The following is a 21,264-nucleotide window of genomic DNA, read 5'->3' as shown; positions in this document are numbered from 1 at the left end:
CATGGCTCTCGCCAGGGGCCGGCGCACCGATCGCCGGATCGACTATTGGCCGGGCTTCGTCGACGCGCTGTCGACGCTGCTGCTCGCCATCATGTTCCTGCTCACCGTTTTCGTGCTGGCGCAGTTCCTGCTCGGACGCGAACTCTCCGGCAAGGATACGGCGCTCACGCGCCTCAACTCGCAGATCAACGAACTGACGCAGTTGCTGGCGCTGGAGCGCTCGAGCGCGCAGGACAAGGACGATTCGCTGGCCAATCTGCAGGCGTCGCTGTCGGCCGCCGAAGCTGAGAAGAGCCGGCTCGAGCAGCTGCTGGCGCAAGGTGCCGGCGCCGGCGACGCCGCCACCCAGCGCGCCGCGGAACTCGGCGGCGAACTCGACAGCCAGCGCCAGATCAGCCAGCAGGCGCTGAGCCAGGTCGAGATCCTCAACCAGCAGATCGCGGCGCTGCGCAAGCAGATCGGCGCGCTCGAGGATGCCCTCAACGTCTCTGAAACGCGCGACCGCGATTCCAACACCAAGATCGCCGATCTCGGCCGTCGGCTCAACGTCGCGCTGGCGCAGCGCGTGCAGGAGCTGAACCGCTATCGCTCCGACTTCTTCGGCCGCCTGCGCGAAATCCTCGCCGACCGCGAGAACATCCGCATCGTCGGCGACCGCTTCGTCTTCCAGTCGGAAGTTCTGTTCCCGACCGGGTCGGAAGTGATCAACGATGCCGGCAAAGTCGAGATGAAGAAGCTCGCCGATGCCATCATCGAGTTGCAAAAGGAAATCCCGCCCGAGATCAACTGGGTGCTGCGCGTCGACGGCCACACCGACAACAAGCCGCTGTCCGGCGCCGGCCGCTATCGCGACAATTGGGAATTGTCGACGGCGCGTTCGACCTCGGTGGTCAAGTTCCTGATCGAGAACGGCGTGCCCGCCAACCGGCTGGTTGCGGCCGGCTTCGGCGAATTCCAGCCGCTCGACCCCGCCGACACCGAAGACGCCCGCAACAAGAACCGACGCATTGAACTGAAGCTCACCGAACGGTGATTTTCAGTCCCGCGAAATTGTTTGCCGGCTCAACTCTAGGGCGCAACGCCAGGCCGGCAAGGCCTGAAAACATTTCGCGTTTCCGGGCTCCTACTTTGACGCGCAGGGCCGAGAACCGCCGGCGATGCCTCCCATCGCGACGCGACGGAACCGGACGGCCCGCTTCCGGAAGGCGGAGCGAAAGCGCTTGCCCCTTCCACAGCAGGAGGAGACGCACATCATGCGCTCTTTGAAGACTCTCAGGACCGCAACCCTCACGACACTTCTGATCACTGTTCCACTCGCCGGCGCCCATGCCGCCGGACATCACAAGGGCGCCCTCGACGCCAGCGACCCGACCGACATGACCGGTCCGCGCGTGACCGGCCTGATCGAGCAGGTGCAGGGCGTCGAACAGGGCATCACGGATGCACGCGAGACGAAGATCATCTCGACCTCGGAAGCGCAGCGGCTGCATCTGCGTGCGGCGCATATCGGCCAGGCCGCCGAACGGGTCGCCGCTCCTGACCATGGCCGGATCCCGGCCGCGCAATATCACGATCTGCTGCGCCGCCTTGACAATGTCGATCAGAGGCTGATGTCCGACACCGGCAGCGGCTTCATGATCGGTGATGGCTCCGACGGTGGGAATTATCCGAACGGCTGAGGTCCGCTCTGATATCTCCAGGAATGAGGAAGGGACTGTCTGACGCCCGCGGGATCTGGTTCCGAGGGCGTCTTTTTTGTCACCAGCCCAGCCACAGCGCAGCGAGGGCCAGCACCGCCGGCACGGTCTGAATATAGAGGATCTTCCGGCTGGCAGTCGCCGCGCCATAGAGGCCGGCGACGGCGATGCAAAGCAGGAAGAACACCTTGATCTGGAATCCCGCCGCGCCGAGATAGAGGCCCCAGATCAGCCCCGCAGCAAGGAAGCCGTTGTAGAGCCCCTGATTGGCGGCGAGCACCTTCGATGCGCTGGCGAAGTCCGGCTTGAGGTTGAACGCCCTGTGCCCGCGCGGTGTGTCCCACGCCACCATCTCCAGATAGACGATAAAGAGGTGGATCAGGGCCACCAGCCCGACCAGGATATTGCCGATCATCTTAGTCTCCCCTCCATGGCGGTGTTCCACCGTCAGCCAGCATTCCACGCACCAGCTCACCGGCGCAAGCTGCATAGCCACCTTTGAGGGTTGCCAATCCTGGCGCGTTGGTATCTTTTCCCGCGGTCCAAAACGCGGAACCTGTCATGTCTTTTCAGAAGCTCGATGATCTCGGCCACAAGCTCGAAGCGCTGGAACATGCGCTCGCTATCCTCGGCGCCGACGAGGCGACCCACATGGCCGTCGGCGGCGGCGAGAAGCGCGCCGAAGCGATGTCTTCGCTTGCCGGCATGCTGCATATCAGGGCTACCGCGCCGGAGATCGCCGACTGGCTCGCCGCTGCAGAAGCTGAAGCGCTCAACGAGGAGCAGCAAGCGGCGGTTCGGGAGTTGCGCCGGCAATACACCAACCTGACCTGCCTGCCGGTCGAATTCGTCGAGCGCCAGACGGTAGCGCGCATGCGCTCGGAGCAACTCTGGCGCGACCTGCGCGCCAAGAACGACTGGGCCGGATTCCTGCCGGCGCTCGAAAGTGTCATCGCGCTGGTGCGCGAGGAAGCCGCCCTGCGCGCCGACGCGCTCGGCCTCGATCCCTACGACGCGCTGATGGAGCAATACGATCCTGGCAACCGCGCCGCCGACATCACGCCGGTCTTCACCGAGCTGAAGACATTCCTGAAGGGCTTCGTGCCGGAAGCCCTGGCCGCGCAGGAAGCGCGCCTGGCCAGGCATCCCGTGAAGCCGCTCTCCGGCAGCTATGCGATCGACCGGCAGCGCGAGCTTGGTCTCGCCATGATGGCTTCGGTCGGCTTCGACCTCACCCACGGTTCTCTGTCCGTATCGCACCATCCCTTCTGCGGCGGCGTGCCGAGCGACGTGCGCATCACCACCCGCTACAAAACGTCCGATTTCCTGTCGGCTTTGATGGGCGTGCTGCACGAGACCGGCCACGCGCTCTACGAGCAGAACCTGCCGAAGGCCTGGGCGCACTGGCCGCTGGGCAAGGCGCGCGGCATGGCGGTGCATGAAAGCCAGAGCCTGTTCGTCGAAAAGCAGATCGGCCGCAACCCCGAATTCTGGCGCTGGGCGCTGCCGGTGGTGGAAAAGCATCTCGGCGAGGCCTGGTCGCTGGACGACATCCTGCTGCATGTGCACCGGGTCGAGCGCGGCCTGATCCGCGTCGACGCCGACGAGGTAACCTACCCGCTGCATGTCATCCTGCGCTACGAGTTGGAGCAGGAGCTGGTCTCGGGGCGGCTGCAGGCGGCCGACCTGCCCGAAGCCTGGGACGCCAAGATGCGGGAGTATCTTGGCCTTTCGACCATCGACAATCCAGCCGACGGACCGATGCAGGACGTGCATTGGCCAGGCGCCGCCTTCGGCTATTTCCCGTCCTATACGCTGGGCGCTATGATGGCGGCGCAGCAATGGGCTGCGCTGACGCGCGACCATCCTTCAGCCGACAGCGACCTCGCCAAGGGCAATTTCGCCGCCATCAATGACTGGCGCCGCGACAATATCTGGTCGCAGGGATCCCGCTGGTCGACGCCCGAACTGCTTGAGCGCGCCACCGGGGAAAAGCTCAACGCCGCGTATTTCACCGAGCATCTCCGCAAGCGGTATGGTCCCGCCTGATTGCGGGTTGCTACTCCGCGGCACCCCTGAAGGCGCTTGCTCCGGTTTCGAACTGCAGCTTGGCCAGCCTTGCATAGATTCCGCCCTTGGCGACCAGGCTCTGGTGCGTGCCTTCCTCGACGATGCGGCCGCCATCCATGACCAGGATGCGGTCGGCCTTCAGCACGGTCGCCAGCCGGTGGGCGATGACGATGGTGGTGCGGCCCTGCATCAGCCGTTCCAGCGCCGTCTGCACCAGCGTTTCGCTTTCGGCGTCGAGCGCCGACGTGGCCTCGTCGAGCAGCAGGATCGGCGCGTCGCGCAGGATGGCGCGGGCGATCGCCACGCGCTGGCGCTGGCCGCCGGACAAGGTCACACCGCGCTCGCCGACCTGGCTGTCGTAGCCCTTGTCGAGCCTGAGGATGAACTCGTCGGCCAGCGCGTCCCTGGCGGCGGCCTCGATCTCGGCATTCGTCGCGCCCGGCCGGCCAAAGCCGATATTGTCGCGCGCGCTTGCCGCAAAGATGGTGACATCCTGCGGCACGATCGCAATGCGCTCCCGCACTTCAGCCGGATCGGCTTCGCGCACGTCGACGCCGTCAATGGCGATGCGGCCGGTTTCGGGATCGTAGAAGCGCAGGATCAGCGAAAAGACGGTGCTCTTTCCGGCGCCCGACGGGCCGACGATCGCCACCGTCTCGCCGGGCTTGACCTGAAAACTCAAGCCGTGGACGGCGGCACGGTCCGGCCTTGCCGGGTAGGAGAAGGAGACGTCGTCGAAACTGATCGCGCCTGTCGCCTTGGCGGGCAGCGGCAGCGGATTGGCCGGCGGTTGAATCGCCGGCGTCTCGTCGAGTATCTCGGTCAGCCTTTCGGCCGCACCCGCCGCCTGGGCAAGCTCGCCCCAGACTTCCGACAGTGCGCCCAGCGCGCCTGCGGCAAACACGGAGTAAAGCAGGAACTGGCCGAGCGTGCCGGGCGACATCGTGCCGGCAAGCACGTCACGCGAGCCGAACCACAACACCGCCACGACCGAGGAAAAGATCATGAAGATGGCAAAGAAGGTGAGCAGCGAGCGGGAGAAGATCGACGAGCGCGCCGCCTGGAAGGCGGCTTCCACCGCGGCCGAGAACCGCCCGGTGACCAGCGTCTCGTTGGTGAACGCCTGCAACGTACGCACCGCGCCGATCTGCTCGCTGGCATAGGCGGTCGCTTGCGCCAGCGTGTCCTGCGCCTGCCGTGACCGGCGCCTCACCGAACGGCCGAACGCGACCAGCGGCAGCACGATGAGCGGAATGGCCGCGATCACCAGGCCCGACAGTTTCGGGCTGGTGACGACCATCATCGCCACCGCGCCAAGGCCGAGGATGACGTTGCGCAGCGCCACCGAGGCGGTGGCGCCGACGGCGGATTTCACCTGCGTCGTGTCGGCGGCAAGCCGCGAGACGATCTCGCCCGATTGCGCGGTGTCGAAGAAGGACGGCGAAAGCGTCGTGACATGCGAAAACACGTCGCTGCGGATGTCGGCGACGACCCGCTCGCCGAGCGTGATGACGAAGTAGTAGCGTCCGGCCGACGCCGCCGCCAGAATGGCTGCCATCGCAACCAAAGCGGCGAAATATTCGGCGATGAAGACGGTGCCGGAAGCACTGAAACCGTGGTCGATCATGCGCCGCACGGCCAGCGGCAGCGCCAGCGTCGTCGCCGCGGCGATGGCGAGCGAAATGAGGGCGCCTATGACCAGTTTGCGGTAGCGGAATATATAGGGATACAGGCGCCTGAGCGGCCCGAGCGAGCGCCTGCGCCCGTCTTGCTCGCCGCTGATGTCCGCCATGACCGTTTCCTCTGGCCGCTTCCAGGTGGGCGCGTTCAATATGCGCCTGCCGTGGCCTTGTGATTCAATTCCGGCTGATGTATAGGCTCGCCGACCGTTTTAGAAGCCGTGGCTTTTCAATAGCTGCGGCTTCGAGTTTTAAAAAGGGGCGCATCGACGCAGGCCACGGGCCCGTCTGTAGCGCCACAAGCCAGGAAGCACGACAATGAAGGCCGATATCCATCCCGACTACCACACCATCAAGGTCGTCATGACCGATGGCACAGAATACTCGACCCGTTCGACCTGGGGCAAGGAAGGCGATACGATGAACCTCGATATCGACCCGACCACGCACCCGGCCTGGACCGGCGGCCAGCAAACCCTGCTCGACCGCGGCGGCCGCCTGTCGAAGTTCAAGAAGCGCTTCGAAGGGTTCGGCCTTTAAGCCTATCGGCTTTCGCAGATCAGGAACCCGCCCTTGTGGCGGGTTTTTTGTTCAGCGGATCGTGGCGCGGACGAAATCGCCTTTGATCACGATCGAGGGTTTGGCGCCGGCAGTGTTGGCAAGCGAACTGTCGACGAAGGACGCCGACGCGGTCACCGAGCAAGCTACGCCACGGGCGACGAGCGAGGATTCCGCGGTCGCGGCGGCGGTCGACGCGCTGATGCGGTCAAAAGAACTCTACAGGGACGTTGACCTCAACCTCGGCCGTATCGCCAGGCGCCTCGGCCTGCCGGCGCGGCAAGTGTCGTCGACGGTCAACCGCATCCACGGATCGAGCGTGTCGCAATATGTCAACGACCAGCGCATCGGCGAAGCCTGCCGCCTGCTGGCGGCCAGCGACGAACCCATCACCCGCATCATGTTCGACGCCGGGTTTCTCAGCAAATCGAACGTCAACCGCGAGTTCCTGCGCGTGACAGGCTTGAGCCCGAAGGCTTGGCGGCTGGAGCATCGGGCCGTCGAAGCGAAATCTCGCGGCCATGCCGTTGCCAGGCGAGACAAAATGAAGGCGGGCGACACCGGTCAGGCGCCGACTAATTCCCGCAGCGCCATGCGCTTGTAGGCGGCGACCAGCCTGTCGCCCTCCTGCCGGTCGACCGAGATCGCCAGCCGCACGGCAGCCTCGCCCATCTGCCAGACAAGGAAGGCCGTCGTCTCCAGCGCCACCGGATCGGCACCGGGATGCAGCCGCTTCAGCACCGTGGTCAGGAATTCGGCATTCGCCCGGCTGTCGGCAAGTTCGAGCTGGCGCAGCGCCTTGTCAGCCTGGGTGCCCGACCAGATGTCGCGCATCACCGGCTCGGCCAGGAACAGCTGGTAGTAGATATCGACCAGCTCCGAAAACGCCTGCCGCAGGCCCTCGGCGTCGACGACATCCTTGAGCGCCGAGGAGATGCAGGCCTGGCTTTCGGCGGTGTAGCGCTCGGCCAGCGCCCAGACGATCGCCCGCTTGTCGGGAAAGAACTGGTAGAGCGAGCCGATCGACACCGCGGCCCGTTCCGCCACCTCGCCCATGCGCATGGCGTCGCTGCCTTGCTCGGCAATCAGCGCCGAGGCTGCGGCCAGCATGCGCTCGACCCGCTCGCGGCTGCGCTGCTGGGTGGGCGCCCGTCGCGGCGATGCGACCTGCTCCTGGGCAGATGCGGGCGTTGCTGTGTCTTCCATGACGGCCTCCGGCCTCGACAAAATCTGCCAACAAACGGCTTGACTCCCAAAATACGAGGGTTTATCACGTTTTGCAAATGTGAGGATTACTCATGTTTGTAAACAAAGGAAACCCACAATGACCGACACCAAACCAGTCCTGATCCTCGGTGGCACTGGCAAGACCGGCCGTCGCCTCGCCGAGCGGCTGACCTCACAGGGCATTCCCGTGCGCATCGGCTCGCGTTCCGGCAGCCCCCGCTTCGACTGGGAGGTTCCGGCGACCTGGGAGCCTGCCATGCAGGGCTTGGGCGCCGTGTACATCAGTTACTATCCCGACATCGCCGTGCCGGGCGCCGCCGAGACCGTCGGCGCCTTCGCCAGGCTTGCGGTGGCAAATGGCGTCACCCGCATAGTGCTGCTCTCCGGCCGCGGCGAGACCGAAGCCCAGCGCGCCGAAGAGATGGTCAAAGCCTCGGGCGCTGACTGGACGATCCTGCGTTGCGCTTGGTTTTCGCAGAATTTCAGCGAAGGTTTTCTCGTCGAGTCCTTGCGGCAAGGCGAAGTGGCTTTGCCTGTCGGCCCTGTTGGCGAGCCCTTCGTCGATGTCGACGACATCGCCGATGCTGCCTTCGTTGCGCTGACCGAACCGGGTCATGTCGGCCAGCTCTATGAGCTGACCGGGCCGCGGCTGCTAAGCTTCGCCGACGCGGTTGCCGAGATCGCCAAGGCGACCGGCCGCGACATCCGCTATATCAAGAGCTCGCATGACGAATTCACCGCCGCGACGGCGGCATACGAACTGCCGCCCGAAATCGCCTGGCTTCTCAACGAGCTGTTCACCGAAGTGCTTGACGGCCGCAACGAGACGCTGACCGACGGCGTCCAGCGTGTGCTCGGCCGCGCGCCGAAAGACTTTTCCGCCTACGCAAATGAAACCGCTGCAACCGGCATCTGGAGCAACTGAGATGATCAAGCTTTTTCCCACCCTCACCATCATCGCTGCAATCGGCTCGGGCGTCGTCGGCGGCGTGTTCTTCGCCTTTTCCAACTTTATCATGGCGGCGCTTGCCCGGCTGCCGGTCCCCCAAGGCATCGCAGCGATGAATTCGATCAACATCACGGTGATCACGCCCACCTTCATGACGGCGCTGTTCGGCACCGGCCTGCTCTGTCTGGTGCTTATCGCCGCCGTTCTCATGGGGTGGAGCCAGTCCGGCTCATACTGGCTGCTTGCCGGCGCCGTGATCTATTTGATCGGCAACCCGATCGTGACCATGGTCTTCAATGTGCCGCTCAACGATGCGCTCGCCGCCGTCGACCCGGCCGGCGCCGATGGCGCAGCCGTGTGGGCGAACCATCTGAATCAATGGGTGATGTGGAACCACGTCCGCACCATCACCGCCATCGTGTCGATGGCCAGCTTCATCTTCGCATTACTCTGAAGAATGGCACTCCGAAATGCAGAAGACCTCGCCTCAAGCGGGGTCGTTTTGCGTGTGACCCTTGTGGTCGGAATGGCCTAGATCCCGGTCCGGATCGATGACGTCGCGCACCAGCTGCTTGAGCCTGGCGGCATCGGGAAAGCCGCCGTCGCGCTTGCGGTCCCAGATCAGCACATCGTTGCAGGAAACGGTGAAGATGCCGCCTGTGCCCGGCACCAGCGTCACTTCACCGAGATCCGTGCCGAAGGTGGAGAGCAGCTCCTGCGCCATCCAGCCGGCCCGCAGCAGCCACTGGCACTGCGTGCAATAGGTGATGCGGATGATGTGCAGCTCGCTCATGTCGGATTGAGTTCCGCCAATGTCCTGGTCGATCATGCCGCGCTGAGCTTGGCCATGGTCTCGTCGTCAACCTCGAAATTGGCGTAGACGCTCTGCACGTCGTCATCGTCCTCGAGCGTTGCCACCAGTTTCATCAGCGATTGCGCCCGCTCTTCGTCGACCGGGACATTGTTCTGCGGCTGCCAGATCGGCTTCACCGATTCGGCCTCGCCAAGCGAGGCTTCCAGCGCCTTAGACACTTCGCCCATACTCTCGAACGCGCAGTAGATGGTGTGGCCTTCCTCGTCGGACTCGACGTCATCGGCGCCGGCCTCGATCGCCGCGTCCATCACCTTGTCGGCGCTGCCGGCGGAGGCCGGATAGTAAATCTCGCCGGCGCGGTTCCACATGAACGACACCGAGCCGGTTTCACCAAGCGCACCGCCGGCTTTGGTGAAGGCGGCGCGCACGTTGGAGGCCGAGCGGTTGCGGTTGTCAGTCAGCGCCTCGACGATCAGCGCCACGCCGCCTGGCCCATAGCCTTCATAGCGCACCGCTTCGTAATTCTCGGCATCGCCCATCGACGCCTTGTTGATGGCGCGCTGGATGTTGTCCTTCGGCATCGACACCGCCTTGGCGTTCTGGATGGCCAGGCGCAAACGCGGGTTCATCGATGGGTCGGGCGTCCCGCTCTTGGCGGCGACGGTGATTTCGCGCGCCAGCTTGGAAAACATTTTCGACCGCACCGCATCCTGGCGGCCCTTGCGGTGCATGATGTTCTTGAACTGTGAATGGCCAGCCATGGCACCCCTGTCGTCTTCGGCTAGAGCATCCCGAAGCGAGGTGGTCTCACCTCGTCTTCCCGGGTACTCGAATTCAAATTTCAGAGCCGTCTAAGGTGCAACGCGATGGATGCACGGCGTTCTCTGTCGGAATGGCCGGCTTATAGATAAATCGGCTCAATTCGTCCAGCCGCGCCGGTTCAGCCCTCCAGATCGGATTTCAGCCGGTCGATAATGCTGAGCGCATGGCCGGCATACTGGCTGATCCAGCGGTCGTGGATGTGCTTGATCGGCAGGGCGTTGAGATGGTTCCAGCGCTCTCGCCCTTGGCGCTTTGCCACCACCAGTTCGGCTTCTTCCAGCACCTTGAGATGCAGCATGACGGTGCAGCGATCGATGTCGGGAAACGCCTCGCACAACATGCCGGTCGTCTGCGGCGCATCCTTCAGCCGATCCAGCAATTCGCGACGGCGCGGATGCGCCAACGCCTTGAAAACGTGATCGTCCGCGGTTTGGCTTGACATGTTATGTTTCTATAACATATCGTCGAGCCAATCAAGGAAGGAGCTGTGGATATGTCTCTTGGATTCAGAGTTTCCGGACGCATCGGCAAACCGGTCGCAGAAGTCTTCGACGCAGTCGTCAATCCGGAGAAGCTCAGCGGCTATTTCACCACCATCGGCGGCGCCAGCGGCCCGCTGGAAGCCGGCATCGGTGTCGTCTGGTGGGGAAAAGTGCCGGTCGAGGTCGATGAAGTGGTCAAGGACAGCCGCATCGTGTTGCGCTGGGATGCCACAGATGCCGAGGACAGGCCGGCCTACAAGACACGCATCGAGATGAACTTCGAGCCGCTGGACGATGGCGGCACCCTTGTGACCATTGCTGAATCCGGCTGGCCGGAAGGCGTGGTCGGCCTGCAGAAATCCTACCTCAATTGCGAGGGCTGGTCGCAGATGCTGGCTTGCATGAAGGCCTATGTCGAATACGGCATCAACCTGCGCGACGGCTACTACCGCGGCGAGATGAGGGGCGAGCCGGCCAACGAGACAAACAGATGAACCGCGCAACGGAGCCCGCAATGACCGCGAAAATGACAGGTGGAATCAACATCGCCATGAAAGTCCCGTCACATCAGTACGAGGCGACGATCGCCTTCTATCGCGACGTCGTCGGCTTGAATCCATTCACCGCCAAGACGCCGGCCATCGGCTTCGAGCTTGGCCCAAACCGTCTGTGGATCGACGAGGCGCCGATGCTGAGCCAGGCCGAAGTCTGGCTTGAGCTTTTCACCGACAATTCTGCAGCCATTGCGGATCATCTCGCCAAGGCCGGCGTCGTCCGTTGCGACGCGGTCGAGCCCCTGGGCGAAGGCTTTCGCGGCTTCTGGATCGCCAACCCGGCCAGCATCGTTGACATGGTGCGCGAGCCTGACGCCTGGTGAGCGCAAACCGGACAAGGAAAGGAGCATCGATGGAAATTCACAAAACGCCGACTGCCGAAGCCGGCATGCTGATCAGGCGGCCGGTCGCCGAGGTCTTCGAGGCGATCGTCGACCCGGCCATCACCACGAAATTCTGGTTTACCCACAGTAGCGGCCGGCTGGATAGCCGCAAAGAGGTTCACTGGGAGTGGCGCATGTACGGGGCCTCGGCGATGGTCAATGTCAGCGAGATCGTCGAGAACAAGAAGATCGTCATGCAATGGAGCGATCCGCCGACCACTGTGGTCTGGACATTCACGGAGATGCCCGGCGCCGAAACGCCTGACGGTGCGACCTTTCTTGAGGTCAGCAATTTCGGCTTCGCCGGCACCGCCGACGAGCAGGTCAAGCAGGCGGTCGGCTCGACCGACGGCTTCGCACTGGTTCTTGCCGGCGCAAAGGCATGGCTGGAACAGGGCCTGTCGCTTGGCCTGATCGGCGACCGTTATCCGAAGGGCGTGCCGGGGCGCTAGGATCGCCCCGATCGCCCAGCCTCAATGCCCACCGCTGGATTTCTTCCTTCGCCGCGCCAGCATGTTGAGGCCCTCGACCAGGGCGGAAAAGCCCATCGCGGCGTAGATGTAGCCCTTCGGCACATGATAGCCCATGCCGTCGGCGATCAGCGTCATGCCGATCATCAGCAGGAAGCCCAGCGCCAGCATGACGATGCTCGGGTTCTTGGCGATGAAATTGGCCAGCGGCCCGGCCGCCAGCATCATCACGCTCACCGCCACGATCACGGCGATGTACATGATGGCAATCTCGTCGGTCATGCCGACGGCGGTGATGATCGAATCGATCGAAAAGACGAGATCGAGCAGCAGGATCTGGAAGATGGCGCCGGCAAGCGAGATCTGCAGCGTCTCGCCCATCATCGTATCCTTGTGGTCGTCGGGATCGACGGTGTGGTGGATTTCCTTGGTCGCCTTCCAGACCAGGAACAGGCCGCCGGCGATCAGGATCAGGTCGCGCCAGGAAAAGCCATGGCCGAACGCTGTGAACACCGGCGTCGTCAGCTGCACGATGATGGAGATGGTTGCGAGCAGCACCAGCCGCATGATCAGCGCCGCCGAGATGCCGAGACGCCGGGCGCGGGCGCGCTGCGCTTCCGGCAATTTGTTGGTCAGGATCGAGATGAAGATCAGATTATCGATGCCGAGCACGACCTCGAGCACGATCAGCGTCAGCAACGCGACCCACGCGGTTGGATCGGAAACAAATTGAAAATGCGGCGCCAGGAATTCAACGAGCTGCATGGAGGTCGTCCCCTCTACGATCTAGAGCAGTTTCGTCGCCAGTTAGGTACTATATTCCACCATATCAATGTCACGACCAGAAGGATGGCGCGGTTTCTTCAAGCCGAGGCCCGCGGCGAAACGGCGCGATCTTTTCGGCCAGGCCCGTCCGGTCGGAAATGTCGACGCCGACGCCGCACAATGTCGCCGGTCCGGTGGCCGCCTCGAAGCGGCCTTTCGGAACTTTCGACAGGAAGCGGTTGAGCGGCTCTTCCTTGTCCATGCCGAGCGAGGAATCATAGTCTCCGCACATGCCGGCATCGGACATGTAGCCGGTGCCGCCATTGAGGATCTGGTGGTCGGCCGTCGGCTGGTGCGTATGGGTGCCGATGACGAGGCTGGCGCGGCCGTCGACGAAATGCGCGAAGCACATTTTCTCCGAGGTCGCTTCGGCATGGAAGTCGATGACCACGGCATCGGCCTGCTCGCCCAGCGGACAGGCGGCCAGCTCGCGCTCGCCAGCCTGGAACGGATCGTCGAGCTCGGGATGCATGAACACCCGGCCCATGATGTTGGCGACCAGCACGCGCGCACCGTTTTTGGCGATATAGACGCCGGAGCCGCGCCCCGGCGTTCCCTTGGGGAAGTTGGACGGGCGCAAAAAGCGCTCCTCGCGCGGCGCGAAGATCAGTGCGTCGCGCTGGTCCCAGACATGGTTGCCGGTGGTGACGACATCGGCACCGGCGGCGATGGTGTCGCGAAAAATGTCTTCGGTGATGCCGAAGCCGCCGGCGGCGTTCTCGCCATTGACGATGACGAAGTCGAGTTTGAAATCCGAGATCAGGCTGGGCAGTTGTTCCCGCACCGCCGTACGTCCCGATTTGCCCACCATGTCGCCGAGGAAGAGAAGTCTCATGCCCACTTCTATCCAGAGGCACGGACGCTAGGCAAGCGCTACCCGGGCGATTGGCGCTAACGCCGGCCGAAAGTACCACGCTGCTGTTGAGACGGCTTTGCGCTCGCGCCCGCGACGCGAACTGCCGAAGGTATCATCGGTGACGCCGGCGGTGCGGTGCGTCCGCGCAGCCAGAAGAACCACACGTAGAAAACAGTGAACCCACCAGTAGCGGCCAGGAGCAACAGCCCGCCGCGCCAGCCCTTCATCGCCGCGGTATCGAGGATCGATGGATTGGCAGGGTTGTAATACAACTCCACCGCGTCGCCTTTCGACGCCGTGTAGAGGCCGATGTCCTTTCCCTTGCCGGACCACGTCATCGGTGCATCGTTCGCGACATAGGTGACAGCGACGTTGATGCCTTTCGTGGTGAGGCCATTACCCTGGGCTTCGCTGTAGGAACTGACATCCGTCACTGTGGCAACCGTCTGATGCCAGGCGAACTGGTGGTGCAGGGCCGTTCCGGAAATGTGCAATGCCATCGCGAACAGCGTCACCGCTATGAGGACGAACGGCATCAGCAGGAAGCGTGCGAAGACAAACATGATGGCCGCCATCGGCTCGGACTGTGTTGCCGGAATACTATCCGGCACGTCTTGGAAACGCGTTAAGCGGGATCGCGGTCTTTTAAGCGATATCGAAGCGGCGCAAACCGCTCTCGGTCAGTATTTCCGGGATGATGACGTCGTGCGCCTCATCCGGCACCAGACCCACCTCCTGGCAATCGAAGGCGATGCCGATCAGTCGTGGCGGCTGGCCCTTGTCGATCAGCTTGGCGATGGCGCGGTCGTAATAGCCGGCGCCATACCCGATGCGATGACCGCGGCTGTCGAAGGCCGCGAGCGGCACCAGCATCACCGCGGGATCGAGAACCTCGGCCTCCGCATGCGGACCGACCGTGCCAAAACCCATCTCGACCATCGGCGCGCCGCGCACCAGTTCGCGAAAGACGATGGTGGTCTTGTCGAGGATGGCCGGCAGGCAAAGCCTGGCCCCCTTCTCGCGCAAGGCGAACATCAGCGGCCTGATGTCGACTTCCGATCGCATCGGCCAGAAAGCTGAAACGATCTGACCCGGCTCGATGGCGAGGTGGTCGCGCGCCGTCTCGGCCATCTCAAGCGCGATCTCCACCCGCCACAGCGGATCGAGCGCATCGCGGCGGCCGAGTGCCTCGAGGCGCAGCTGCTTTTTCAGGGCTTTGGGAGATGTCATGCGCGGACGATAGAAAAGGTCGGATCTGGGTGACGTTTCATGAGCGACGTTTTCTACCACATCATCCGCCAAACTGGGCGGATACAGGTAAGTGACGATCCACACAACCGGTGGAGAGAGCGATCCCGGGAACCTACAAAGTAGGTGGGCGCCGTATGAGAAAACCCACGGGTCTTCCCAGGGACAGCTCCCTAAGGATCGTTAAGGCCCCGGGGAAAATGTTCTCCTGCCGGGAAGCGCAGACCGCCAAGCCCAATATAGGCGGCTGGTCGGTCAAGCGCTAGTGACATGAGCCGATGTTTCCATTTCGATCTCACACGCTTGCGTCGCAGCCGGCTCGCCCTTGCACAGGTCAAGCAGCGTCCTTACGGTCGCGCTCACCAACCGAGGAGCAAGTATGCGTTTCGAAGGCACGGCGGCCTATGTCGCCGACAAGGATCTGATGGTGGCGGTGAACGCCGCGATCGCGCTGGAGCGGCCATTGCTGGTCAAGGGCGAGCCGGGCACCGGCAAGACCGAGCTTGCCCGCCAGGTGGCATCGGCGCTCGGCCTCGACCTGATCGAATGGCACGTCAAGTCGACCACCCGTGCGCAGCAGGGACTGTATGAATATGATGCTGTCTCGCGGCTGCGCGACAGCCAGCTCGGCGATGCCAGGTTCAACGACATCAAAAACTACATCAAGCGCGGCAAGCTCTGGGACGCCTTCGCGGCTGGCAAGAAGGTCGTGCTGTTGATCGACGAGATCGACAAGGCCGATATTGAATTCCCCAACGACCTGCTGCAGGAACTCGATCGAATGGAGTTCTTCGTCTACGAAACCGGCGAGACGATCCGCGCCGCTGTGCGCCCCATCGTCATCATAACCTCCAACAATGAGAAGGAACTGCCCGACGCCTTCCTGCGCCGCTGCTTCTTCCACTACATCCGCTTTCCCGATGTCGAGACGCTGCACAAAATCGTCGACGTGCACTATCCCGGCATAAAGCAGAATTTGGTACGGGCAGCCCTCACCCAGTTCTACGAGATCCGCGATGTGCCGGGGCTGAAGAAGAAGCCGTCGACCTCCGAGGCGCTCGACTGGATCCGCCTGCTGGTCGCCGACGACATCGCACCCGAGGATTTGCGCGCCGATCCGAAGAACGCGCTGCCCAAGCTGCATGGCGCGCTGTTGAAGAACGAGCAGGATGTGCATCTGTTCGAGCGCCTGGCGTTCATGGCGCGAAGGCAGGGGTGAGGATCGGCGGTTAGCTAACAGCTATGAGCACGCTTCCGCAGCTTACTCGGCGGGAGCAAACCCTCTCTCCTGCGGCGCGACGCGTTTCGGTCCGAAGATGACGAAACCGATGACCGACAGGGCAAGAACGCCGATCCCGCAATAGAGCATGACCCAGCCGAAGCCATTGACCAGGGCGGCATGCACGATGGCGCCGGATGGGTCGAGGGTTGCGAGCTTCGGTGTCCTCTGCGCAAGGCCCTCCAGATTGCCGGTGGCGATCCTTTCCGCCAGCGCCCGCAACTCGTTCGGCTCCAAAGCCGCGCCGAGTGTGGTCCGCAGGTGGGAAACGATCCCCTGCGTCAGCAACAGGCCGAGCACCGCAATGTTGATGGCGAGCGTGATCAGGCGTGCGCTGATATCGATGCCGGACGCCATGCCGGCGCGATCCGGCGACACCGCGCCGGTCGTGGTGTTGGTGGTCGGCGAATTGGTGAGACCGATGCCGATGCCGGCAATCAGCGTGCCGGGCAGCATGGTCAGCCAGGTGGCGCCCTCGAGCCCGGAGCCGATCCACATGGCGATGAACCCGATCCCCAATGTCAAAAGGCCGAGCGGGATGGCAGTCCGCGCTTGATAGCGCGCGCGCAGCCGCTCGGCGATCGGCGGCATCACCATGAAGGGCAGCGTGTAGACGAGCAGCAGCAGGCCGGTCGTCGTGCTGTCATAGCCAAGCACGCCCGAATAATAGATCGGCAGATAGATGATGAATGGCCAGTAGCTGAAATTCATGCCGATGGCGCCCATGATCGCGCCGGAAAACTGGCGGATGCGGAACACGGAGAAATCGAACATCGGATAGGGATTGACCCTCTCGGCGACAAGGAAAGCGATGAACGCAGCCACGGAGGCTGATATCACGCCGATGCGGGCGCTGGTCCCGAGATCCGCACCCTGCGTGATCAGATAGGAGAAGCCGAAGACAGAAGCCGACAGCGTCAGCATGCCGGCCCAGTCGAGTTTCTGGGCATTGTGATCGCGCGATTGCGTGACGCCGGCGCCGATAAAGGCGAGCGCCAGGATCGCCAGCGGCACGTGGATGAGGAACACCCATTGCCAGTTCGACAGCGCCACGATCAAGCCACCGATGGCGGGCCCGAAACCGAGCCCGATGCCTGAGACGACGCTCCAGGCGACGAAAGCCTTGCCGCGTTCGCGGCCGTCCTGGAACTGATGCGACAGCACGGCGACGCTGCAGGTCAGCATCGCGCCGCCGGCGAGACCTTGCAGGAAGCGGGCGGCGATCAGCAGCGCCGCACTCGGCGCTAGGCCGCACAGCAGCGAGGCGAGGCCGAAGGCGACGGTGGTGATCACCATCACGCTCTTGCGGCCGAAACGGTCGGCCAATGTCCCCGTCGCCATAAGCACCGTCGTGCAGGCGATGGTGTAGGCATTCATGATCCACTGCAAATCCCTAAAATTGGCGGCGAGCACGCTTTCCAGTTTCGGCAGGATCACCGGCACGCTGGAGATTTCGAGCCCGAACAAGAGCGACGCCAAGCACACGCCGGTGAGCGCGATGGTGTTTCGTTGAATTGGCATATCGATCTCTTTCCATCCGAGCAGGAGGCGCTCTTCAAACCGCGACCAGTTTGACATAGAGGAGACTTGACCATGAAAAAAGACTATGCTCGGCTATATCAGAAATGACAAAACGGAATGATTGGCCCAATGGAGTGCTGCGATGACCAGTCTTGATGTGGACGCCGTACGAACCTTCGTGATGGTGGCCGATCTGCAGAGCTTCACCCAGGCGGCATTGGCGCTGGGCAGCACGCAGGCGACGATCAGCGTCAAGCTGCGCCGTCTCGAGGAGAAGCTCGGCGCGCGATTGATCGAAAGAACGCCGCGCCGCGTCAGCCTGTCGGCACGAGGCGCCGTCTTCCTCCCCGCCGCGCGCGACTTCCTTGCCGCGCACGAGCGCGCCATGGCGGAGTTTGCGTCAGCACCATGCCGGCTTGCGCTCGGCTTTGTCGATCATGCCGCCGGTCCGGCGCTGTCCATTCTGATTGCCCAGCTCCATGCGCACGATCCATCGCTGACGCTCAGTTTGAGGATCGACACCAGCACGGTGCTCAAGGAAGCTTTCGATCACGGCGAGCTCGATGCAGTCATCGTGCACCGCGAAGGCGACAGCCGTCCTGGCCGGACCTTGTCGCGCAACCACTATGGCTGGTTCGCAGCACCTTCCTTCGAGTGGCAGCGCGGAACGCCGTTGCGCCTCGCGCTCTTAAGCACCGTGTGCAACTGTCCGGACCGCGTGCGGGCGGTCGAGGCGCTGGACAAAGCAGGCATCGCCTGGGAGGAGGCCTTCGTCGGCGGCGGCGGCGCGGCCGTCAACATTGCGATATCGGCGGGCTTTGCCGTTTCGGCGCTGGCTCACTGCGTCGCTCCGCCCGGCCTGATCGAGGTTGGCCGCAAACTTGGTCTTCCATCGCTTGACCCTTCCGAAGTGGTGCTGCATTCGCACAATCTGGCGCCGCGCGCGCGCGACGCGCTGCAGATGCTGGCGACCGCATTTCGCGAGTACAGTTCGCCGGTGGTATAGGCGAAGCTGCACCTGATCTGATTCCGCCGGAACGGGTCATGCTTTGGAGGAACCGAAATGACCGAGATCACCGTCCGCCCGCTGGCGCTGGCCGACCATGCCGACTGGCGGCGGCTGTGGACTGCCTACCTCACCTTCTACGAGACCAAGCTGCCGGACGAGGTCTACGACATCACCTGGAAACGACTGTTCACGGAAGGTGAATTCGAACCGAAGGGGTTTATCGCCACGCTTGACGGCAAGGCGGTCGGCCTGACCCATTATCTCTATCACCGCTCCGGCTGGTCGGAGAAAAACAACTGCTACCTGCAGGACCTGTTCGCCGACCCTGATGTGCGCGGCAAGGGCATCGGTGCGGCCCTCATTGAAGCGGTCAAGCAGGAAGCCGGCAAGATCGGCGTCAAGAACGTCTATTGGATGACCCACGAAACCAACGCCACAGCGCGCAAGCTCTACGACCATGTCGCGCGGCGGACAGGGTTTATCGAGTATGATCTGCTATGATGCGAGCGCGATCGAAATAACGCGGAAGGAGCCGAATGATCCGCTATGTCGGAATCCTGGATGGCAGTGACGGCGTTTGGGGAGTGCGGATGCCCGATCTCGCCGGCTGCCACGGGGCCGGCGCAAACCCGGCTGAAGCGATAGCCGATGCCGCGTCGGCTATGCGCGAATGGGCGGAAGCCCGCATCGCAAAGCACTTGCCCATGCCCAACCCACGTACTGTGGCAAATCTTCTGCAATCCGGCGAAATCGACAGTGCCCGTGGCGACTCCGCCGTGACCGTTCGGCATAGATAACGGCCAACCATGTTCCTCCCCTTCTTTCTCGAACTAAAGGCCGCGCGGGTTCCCGTTTCGCTCAGGGAATATCTGTCGCTGCTGGAAGGGCTGGAGGCCGGGCTGGTCGACTATGACGTCCAGGGTTTTTATTACCTCGCCCGCGCCGCGCTTGTGAAGGACGAACGCCATATCGACCGCTTCGACCAGGTGTTTGCGCATGTCTTCAATGGGATCGAGGCGCTCGCCGGACCGGATGCCGTCGATGTCGCCAACATCCCTGAGGAATGGCTGCGCCGGCTCGCCGAAAAGCACCTGACCGAGGAAGAGAAGAAACTGATCGAGGCGCTCGGCGGTTTCGACAAGCTGATGGAGACACTGAAGCAGCGGCTGGAGGAGCAGAAAGGCCGCCACCAGGGCGGCTCGAAATGGATTGGTACCGGCGGCACCTCGCCTTTCGGCGCCTATGGCTACAATCCCGAAGGCGTGCGCATCGGCCAGCATGAAAGCCGCAATCGCCGTGCGGTGAAAGTCTGGGACAAGCGCGAGTTCAAAAATTTCGACGACGCCGTCGAGCTCGGCACCCGCAACATCAAGGTGGCGCTGAAGCGCCTGCGCCGCTGGGTGCGCGAGGGTGCGGAGGAAGAGTTCGACCTGCCCGGCACCATCCATGCCACCGCCGAGCACGGCTATCTCGATGTGCAGACGCGACCCGAACGGCGCAACGCCGTGAAGCTCTTGATGTTCTTCGATGTTGGCGGCTCGATGGACGACCACATCAAAAGCGTCGAGGAGCTGTTTTCGGCCGCCCGCGCCGAATTCCGCCGGCTCGAATATTTTTACTTCCACAACTGCCTTTACGAGGGCGTCTGGAAGGACAACCGGCGCAGGCATGCCGAGGCCATCCCGACCTTCGATCTGCTTCACAAATACGGCCCCGACTACAAGGTGATCGTCGTCGGCGATGCCTCGATGAGCCCTTACGAGATCGCGCATCCCGGCGGTTCGGTCGAGCATTGGAACCCGGAAGCCGGCAGCGTCTGGCTTGGCCGCCTCATCCAGCAATGGCCGAATGCGGTCTGGCTGAACCCCGAAAACCAGAAAAACTGGGGCTTCACCCATTCGATCGCGATGATCCGCGATCTCTTCGGCGGCCGCATGTTCCCGCTGACGATGGGCGGGCTGGAAGCCGCGACCAAGCAGCTTTCACGCAAGCATTGATATGAGAGGAAAACCGATGACCTGCTTTCTTTGCCCGCAATGCGGCGTCCAGTTCGCGGCAACGCAGACCCCTCCAGAAAATTGCCCGATCTGCGAGGACGAGCGGCAATATGTGCGCTGGGAAGGCCAGGCCTGGATCACTGGGGAAGAACTCTCTGCCGGGCATAGGCTTGTGATGAAGGACGATGCCGGCGTTCTCGCTTTCGGCATCGAGCCGCGCTTTGCTATCGGCCAGCGGGCGCTGCTGGCGCAGACGCCGCACGGCAATGTGCTGTGGGATTGCATCTCGATGGTGAGCGACGAGGCGGTAGCCGAAATCAACCGTCGCGGCGGCCTGGCCGCGATCGCCATTTCGCACTGCCACTATTATTCGGTGATGGTCGAGTGGAGCGAGGCGTTTGGCGGCGTGCCGATCTATCTCCATGCCGACGACCGCCAGTGGATTATGCGGCCGCACAACGCCATCGTCAGCTGGGCGGGCGAGACGCTGGCCATAAACCCGTCGCTGACACTCGTGCGTTGCGGTGGCCATTTTGCCGGCGGCCAGGTGCTGCATTGGAAACGCGATGACGGTAACGCCCTGCTGTCCGGCGACATATTGCAGGTGACGCCGACGCGTCGCCATGTCAGCTTCATGTACAGCTATCCGAACTACATTCCGCTCAATGCGCCGGCCGTGCGACGCATCGCGGCGGCACTTGAGCCTTTCGAATTCGACGACATCTACGGCGCGTGGTGGCAGCAGAACATCATCGGCGACGCAAGAACGGCATTTCATGCGTCGATCGCCCGCTATCTTCAGGCGATTGGGTAGGAGCTCGGCT

27 protein-coding genes and 1 other RNA gene are annotated in these 21,264 nt (G+C 63.1%); 16 read left to right on the top strand and 12 right to left on the bottom strand.

The features are described 5' to 3' along the window. Position 1: 1 nt before the first annotated feature. Positions 2 to 1,033 carry a peptidoglycan -binding protein gene (locus tag NLY33_RS07805; RefSeq protein ID WP_023684164.1) on the top strand — a complete coding sequence of 344 codons (1,032 nt, stop codon included), beginning with the start codon at positions 2 to 4 and terminating at the stop codon, positions 1,031 to 1,033. A gap of 220 nt (positions 1,034 to 1,253) precedes the next feature. Beyond that, positions 1,254 to 1,679 (top strand): hypothetical protein, encoded by a 426-nt coding sequence (locus NLY33_RS07800; protein WP_023704898.1) that lies wholly within the window; start codon positions 1,254 to 1,256, stop codon positions 1,677 to 1,679. A 79-nt stretch (positions 1,680 to 1,758) separates the two neighbouring features. On the opposite strand, the gene NLY33_RS07795 is transcribed toward NLY33_RS07800, so the two are convergent. Then, positions 1,759 to 2,112, bottom strand: coding sequence for a DUF1304 domain-containing protein (locus tag NLY33_RS07795; RefSeq protein WP_023668751.1), 354 nt, complete (start codon positions 2,110 to 2,112; stop codon positions 1,759 to 1,761). 146 nt (positions 2,113 to 2,258) lie between these two features. Between NLY33_RS07795 and NLY33_RS07790 the strand changes: the two genes are divergently transcribed. Further along, the gene (locus NLY33_RS07790) at positions 2,259 to 3,746 is read left to right on the top strand and encodes a carboxypeptidase M32 (protein ID WP_023704899.1); all 1,488 of its coding nucleotides are present in this window, start codon (positions 2,259 to 2,261) and stop codon (positions 3,744 to 3,746) included. Positions 3,747 to 3,756: 10 nt separating this feature from the next. On the opposite strand, the gene NLY33_RS07785 is transcribed toward NLY33_RS07790, so the two are convergent. Further along, positions 3,757 to 5,559 carry an ABC transporter transmembrane domain-containing protein gene (locus tag NLY33_RS07785; RefSeq protein WP_023668749.1) on the bottom strand — a complete coding sequence of 601 codons (1,803 nt, stop codon included), beginning with the start codon at positions 5,557 to 5,559 and terminating at the stop codon, positions 3,757 to 3,759. 205 nt (positions 5,560 to 5,764) lie between these two features. On the opposite strand from NLY33_RS07785, the gene rpmE reads away from it, so the two are divergent. After that, on the top strand, positions 5,765 to 5,986 hold the full coding sequence (gene rpmE / locus NLY33_RS07780) for a 50S ribosomal protein L31 (protein ID WP_023668748.1): 222 nt from the start codon (positions 5,765 to 5,767) through the stop codon (positions 5,984 to 5,986). A gap of 82 nt (positions 5,987 to 6,068) precedes the next feature. Then, positions 6,069 to 6,608 (top strand): helix-turn-helix domain-containing protein, encoded by a 540-nt coding sequence (locus tag NLY33_RS07775; RefSeq protein ID WP_050587678.1) that lies wholly within the window; start codon positions 6,069 to 6,071, stop codon positions 6,606 to 6,608. Here NLY33_RS07775 and NLY33_RS07770 read toward each other — a convergent pair. Then, positions 6,569 to 7,210: a TetR/AcrR family transcriptional regulator gene (locus NLY33_RS07770; RefSeq protein ID WP_023704901.1), complete on the bottom strand. Its 642-nt coding sequence runs from the start codon at positions 7,208 to 7,210 to the stop codon at positions 6,569 to 6,571. The genes NLY33_RS07775 and NLY33_RS07770 overlap by 40 nt on opposite strands. 118 nt (positions 7,211 to 7,328) lie before the next feature. On the opposite strand from NLY33_RS07770, the gene NLY33_RS07765 reads away from it, so the two are divergent. Both NLY33_RS07765 and NLY33_RS07760 read left to right on the top strand, forming a co-directional pair. Continuing rightward, entirely contained in the window at positions 7,329 to 8,156 is an 828-nt protein-coding gene (locus NLY33_RS07765; protein WP_023704902.1) for an NAD(P)H-binding protein, read from the top strand. A 1-nt stretch (position 8,157) separates the two neighbouring features. After that, entirely contained in the window at positions 8,158 to 8,634 is a 477-nt protein-coding gene (locus NLY33_RS07760; RefSeq protein WP_023704903.1) for an anthrone oxygenase family protein, read from the top strand. A 33-nt stretch (positions 8,635 to 8,667) separates the two neighbouring features. Here the strand turns inward: NLY33_RS07760 and NLY33_RS07755 are convergent, their stop codons facing one another. From NLY33_RS07755 to NLY33_RS07745, 3 genes are all read right to left on the bottom strand, one after another. Next, the gene (locus tag NLY33_RS07755; RefSeq protein ID WP_031196453.1) at positions 8,668 to 8,973 is read right to left on the bottom strand and encodes an Rdx family protein; all 306 of its coding nucleotides are present in this window, start codon (positions 8,971 to 8,973) and stop codon (positions 8,668 to 8,670) included. Positions 8,974 to 9,005: 32 nt separating this feature from the next. Beyond that, complete coding sequence (locus NLY33_RS07750) at positions 9,006 to 9,755, bottom strand: YebC/PmpR family DNA-binding transcriptional regulator (protein WP_023668740.1); 750 nt, start codon at positions 9,753 to 9,755, stop codon at positions 9,006 to 9,008. Between the two features lie 179 nt (positions 9,756 to 9,934). Next, complete coding sequence (locus NLY33_RS07745) at positions 9,935 to 10,258, bottom strand: ArsR/SmtB family transcription factor (protein ID WP_023668739.1); 324 nt, start codon at positions 10,256 to 10,258, stop codon at positions 9,935 to 9,937. 51 nt (positions 10,259 to 10,309) lie between these two features. On the opposite strand from NLY33_RS07745, the gene NLY33_RS07740 reads away from it, so the two are divergent. From NLY33_RS07740 to NLY33_RS07730, 3 genes are read left to right on the top strand one after another with little or no spacing between them, the layout of a single operon-like run. Beyond that, positions 10,310 to 10,792, top strand: a complete 483-nt coding sequence (locus NLY33_RS07740; protein ID WP_023704905.1) for an SRPBCC domain-containing protein — start codon at positions 10,310 to 10,312, stop codon at positions 10,790 to 10,792. Between the two features lie 20 nt (positions 10,793 to 10,812). Further along, a complete protein-coding gene (locus NLY33_RS07735) occupies positions 10,813 to 11,175 on the top strand; it encodes a VOC family protein (protein WP_023704906.1) in 363 nt (120 codons plus the stop codon). A 29-nt stretch (positions 11,176 to 11,204) separates the two neighbouring features. Further along, the gene (locus NLY33_RS07730) at positions 11,205 to 11,687 is read left to right on the top strand and encodes an SRPBCC family protein (protein WP_023704907.1); all 483 of its coding nucleotides are present in this window, start codon (positions 11,205 to 11,207) and stop codon (positions 11,685 to 11,687) included. 21 nt (positions 11,688 to 11,708) lie between these two features. On the opposite strand, the gene NLY33_RS07725 is transcribed toward NLY33_RS07730, so the two are convergent. The 5 genes from NLY33_RS07725 to ssrS form a co-directional block, all read right to left on the bottom strand. Then, positions 11,709 to 12,470, bottom strand: coding sequence for a TerC family protein (locus tag NLY33_RS07725; protein ID WP_023704908.1), 762 nt, complete (start codon positions 12,468 to 12,470; stop codon positions 11,709 to 11,711). 70 nt (positions 12,471 to 12,540) lie between these two features. Beyond that, positions 12,541 to 13,365, bottom strand: a complete 825-nt coding sequence (locus tag NLY33_RS07720) for a TIGR00282 family metallophosphoesterase (protein WP_023704909.1) — start codon at positions 13,363 to 13,365, stop codon at positions 12,541 to 12,543. Positions 13,366 to 13,421: 56 nt separating this feature from the next. Beyond that, positions 13,422 to 13,949, bottom strand: a complete 528-nt coding sequence (locus NLY33_RS07715) for a DUF3592 domain-containing protein (RefSeq protein WP_198020355.1) — start codon at positions 13,947 to 13,949, stop codon at positions 13,422 to 13,424. 82 nt (positions 13,950 to 14,031) lie between these two features. Continuing rightward, the gene (locus tag NLY33_RS07710; RefSeq protein ID WP_023704911.1) at positions 14,032 to 14,616 is read right to left on the bottom strand and encodes a 5-formyltetrahydrofolate cyclo-ligase; all 585 of its coding nucleotides are present in this window, start codon (positions 14,614 to 14,616) and stop codon (positions 14,032 to 14,034) included. Between the two features lie 92 nt (positions 14,617 to 14,708). Beyond that, positions 14,709 to 14,864: non-coding RNA, 6S RNA (gene ssrS / locus NLY33_RS07705), on the bottom strand. Positions 14,865 to 15,013: 149 nt separating this feature from the next. Between ssrS and NLY33_RS07700 the strand changes: the two genes are divergently transcribed. Further along, complete coding sequence (locus tag NLY33_RS07700; RefSeq protein ID WP_023704912.1) at positions 15,014 to 15,853, top strand: AAA family ATPase; 840 nt, start codon at positions 15,014 to 15,016, stop codon at positions 15,851 to 15,853. Between the two features lie 42 nt (positions 15,854 to 15,895). Here the strand turns inward: NLY33_RS07700 and NLY33_RS07695 are convergent, their stop codons facing one another. Further along, positions 15,896 to 17,434, bottom strand: coding sequence for an MFS transporter (locus tag NLY33_RS07695; protein WP_023704913.1), 1,539 nt, complete (start codon positions 17,432 to 17,434; stop codon positions 15,896 to 15,898). 142 nt (positions 17,435 to 17,576) lie between these two features. Here NLY33_RS07695 and NLY33_RS07690 point away from each other — a divergent pair, with 142 nt between their 5' ends. Genes NLY33_RS07690 through NLY33_RS07670 form a run of 5 tightly spaced genes read left to right on the top strand, consistent with a single transcriptional unit; the run spans position 17,577 to position 21,254 of the window. Continuing rightward, a complete protein-coding gene (locus NLY33_RS07690; RefSeq protein ID WP_023704914.1) occupies positions 17,577 to 18,440 on the top strand; it encodes a LysR family transcriptional regulator in 864 nt (287 codons plus the stop codon). A gap of 57 nt (positions 18,441 to 18,497) precedes the next feature. Continuing rightward, positions 18,498 to 18,944: a GNAT family N-acetyltransferase gene (locus tag NLY33_RS07685; RefSeq protein ID WP_023668728.1), complete on the top strand. Its 447-nt coding sequence runs from the start codon at positions 18,498 to 18,500 to the stop codon at positions 18,942 to 18,944. 35 nt (positions 18,945 to 18,979) lie between these two features. Further along, positions 18,980 to 19,240, top strand: coding sequence for a type II toxin-antitoxin system HicB family antitoxin (locus tag NLY33_RS07680; protein WP_050485875.1), 261 nt, complete (start codon positions 18,980 to 18,982; stop codon positions 19,238 to 19,240). Positions 19,241 to 19,249: 9 nt separating this feature from the next. After that, complete coding sequence (locus NLY33_RS07675; protein ID WP_023704916.1) at positions 19,250 to 20,440, top strand: vWA domain-containing protein; 1,191 nt, start codon at positions 19,250 to 19,252, stop codon at positions 20,438 to 20,440. A gap of 16 nt (positions 20,441 to 20,456) precedes the next feature. Beyond that, on the top strand, positions 20,457 to 21,254 hold the full coding sequence (locus tag NLY33_RS07670; protein WP_023704917.1) for an MBL fold metallo-hydrolase: 798 nt from the start codon (positions 20,457 to 20,459) through the stop codon (positions 21,252 to 21,254). Positions 21,255 to 21,264: the final 10 nt, after the last annotated feature.

The organism is Mesorhizobium sp. C432A, from assembly GCF_030323145.1.
In the GTDB taxonomy this organism is placed as follows: domain Bacteria; phylum Pseudomonadota; class Alphaproteobacteria; order Rhizobiales; family Rhizobiaceae; genus Mesorhizobium.
This window is presented reverse-complemented; position numbering and strand designations above follow the sequence as displayed.

What these genes read in the sequence shown, in the direction of transcription:
- NLY33_RS07670 (WP_023704917.1), top strand. Translation starts at nt 20,457, where the DNA reads ATGACCTGCTTTCTTTGCCCGCAATGCGGCGTCCAGTTCGCGGCAACG.
- NLY33_RS07795 (WP_023668751.1), bottom strand. Translation starts at nt 2,112, where the DNA reads ATGATCGGCAATATCCTGGTCGGGCTGGTGGCCCTGATCCACCTCTTT.
- NLY33_RS07800 (WP_023704898.1), top strand. Translation starts at nt 1,254, where the DNA reads ATGCGCTCTTTGAAGACTCTCAGGACCGCAACCCTCACGACACTTCTG.
- NLY33_RS07725 (WP_023704908.1), bottom strand. Translation starts at nt 12,470, where the DNA reads ATGCAGCTCGTTGAATTCCTGGCGCCGCATTTTCAATTTGTTTCCGAT.
- NLY33_RS07720 (WP_023704909.1), bottom strand. Translation starts at nt 13,365, where the DNA reads ATGAGACTTCTCTTCCTCGGCGACATGGTGGGCAAATCGGGACGTACG.
- NLY33_RS07680 (WP_050485875.1), top strand. Translation starts at nt 18,980, where the DNA reads ATGATCCGCTATGTCGGAATCCTGGATGGCAGTGACGGCGTTTGGGGA.
- NLY33_RS07735 (WP_023704906.1), top strand. Translation starts at nt 10,813, where the DNA reads ATGACCGCGAAAATGACAGGTGGAATCAACATCGCCATGAAAGTCCCG.
- NLY33_RS07695 (WP_023704913.1), bottom strand. Translation starts at nt 17,434, where the DNA reads ATGCCAATTCAACGAAACACCATCGCGCTCACCGGCGTGTGCTTGGCG.
- NLY33_RS07710 (WP_023704911.1), bottom strand. Translation starts at nt 14,616, where the DNA reads ATGACATCTCCCAAAGCCCTGAAAAAGCAGCTGCGCCTCGAGGCACTC.
- NLY33_RS07715 (WP_198020355.1), bottom strand. Translation starts at nt 13,949, where the DNA reads ATGTTTGTCTTCGCACGCTTCCTGCTGATGCCGTTCGTCCTCATAGCG.
- NLY33_RS07760 (WP_023704903.1), top strand. Translation starts at nt 8,158, where the DNA reads ATGATCAAGCTTTTTCCCACCCTCACCATCATCGCTGCAATCGGCTCG.
- NLY33_RS07690 (WP_023704914.1), top strand. Translation starts at nt 17,577, where the DNA reads ATGACCAGTCTTGATGTGGACGCCGTACGAACCTTCGTGATGGTGGCC.
- NLY33_RS07805 (WP_023684164.1), top strand. Translation starts at nt 2, where the DNA reads ATGGCTCTCGCCAGGGGCCGGCGCACCGATCGCCGGATCGACTATTGG.
- NLY33_RS07765 (WP_023704902.1), top strand. Translation starts at nt 7,329, where the DNA reads ATGACCGACACCAAACCAGTCCTGATCCTCGGTGGCACTGGCAAGACC.
- NLY33_RS07750 (WP_023668740.1), bottom strand. Translation starts at nt 9,755, where the DNA reads ATGGCTGGCCATTCACAGTTCAAGAACATCATGCACCGCAAGGGCCGC.
- NLY33_RS07755 (WP_031196453.1), bottom strand. Translation starts at nt 8,973, where the DNA reads ATGAGCGAGCTGCACATCATCCGCATCACCTATTGCACGCAGTGCCAG.
- NLY33_RS07740 (WP_023704905.1), top strand. Translation starts at nt 10,310, where the DNA reads ATGTCTCTTGGATTCAGAGTTTCCGGACGCATCGGCAAACCGGTCGCA.
- NLY33_RS07770 (WP_023704901.1), bottom strand. Translation starts at nt 7,210, where the DNA reads ATGGAAGACACAGCAACGCCCGCATCTGCCCAGGAGCAGGTCGCATCG.
- NLY33_RS07730 (WP_023704907.1), top strand. Translation starts at nt 11,205, where the DNA reads ATGGAAATTCACAAAACGCCGACTGCCGAAGCCGGCATGCTGATCAGG.
- NLY33_RS07785 (WP_023668749.1), bottom strand. Translation starts at nt 5,559, where the DNA reads ATGGCGGACATCAGCGGCGAGCAAGACGGGCGCAGGCGCTCGCTCGGG.
- NLY33_RS07700 (WP_023704912.1), top strand. Translation starts at nt 15,014, where the DNA reads ATGCGTTTCGAAGGCACGGCGGCCTATGTCGCCGACAAGGATCTGATG.
- NLY33_RS07675 (WP_023704916.1), top strand. Translation starts at nt 19,250, where the DNA reads ATGTTCCTCCCCTTCTTTCTCGAACTAAAGGCCGCGCGGGTTCCCGTT.
- rpmE (WP_023668748.1), top strand. Translation starts at nt 5,765, where the DNA reads ATGAAGGCCGATATCCATCCCGACTACCACACCATCAAGGTCGTCATG.
- NLY33_RS07685 (WP_023668728.1), top strand. Translation starts at nt 18,498, where the DNA reads ATGACCGAGATCACCGTCCGCCCGCTGGCGCTGGCCGACCATGCCGAC.
- NLY33_RS07790 (WP_023704899.1), top strand. Translation starts at nt 2,259, where the DNA reads ATGTCTTTTCAGAAGCTCGATGATCTCGGCCACAAGCTCGAAGCGCTG.
- NLY33_RS07745 (WP_023668739.1), bottom strand. Translation starts at nt 10,258, where the DNA reads ATGTCAAGCCAAACCGCGGACGATCACGTTTTCAAGGCGTTGGCGCAT.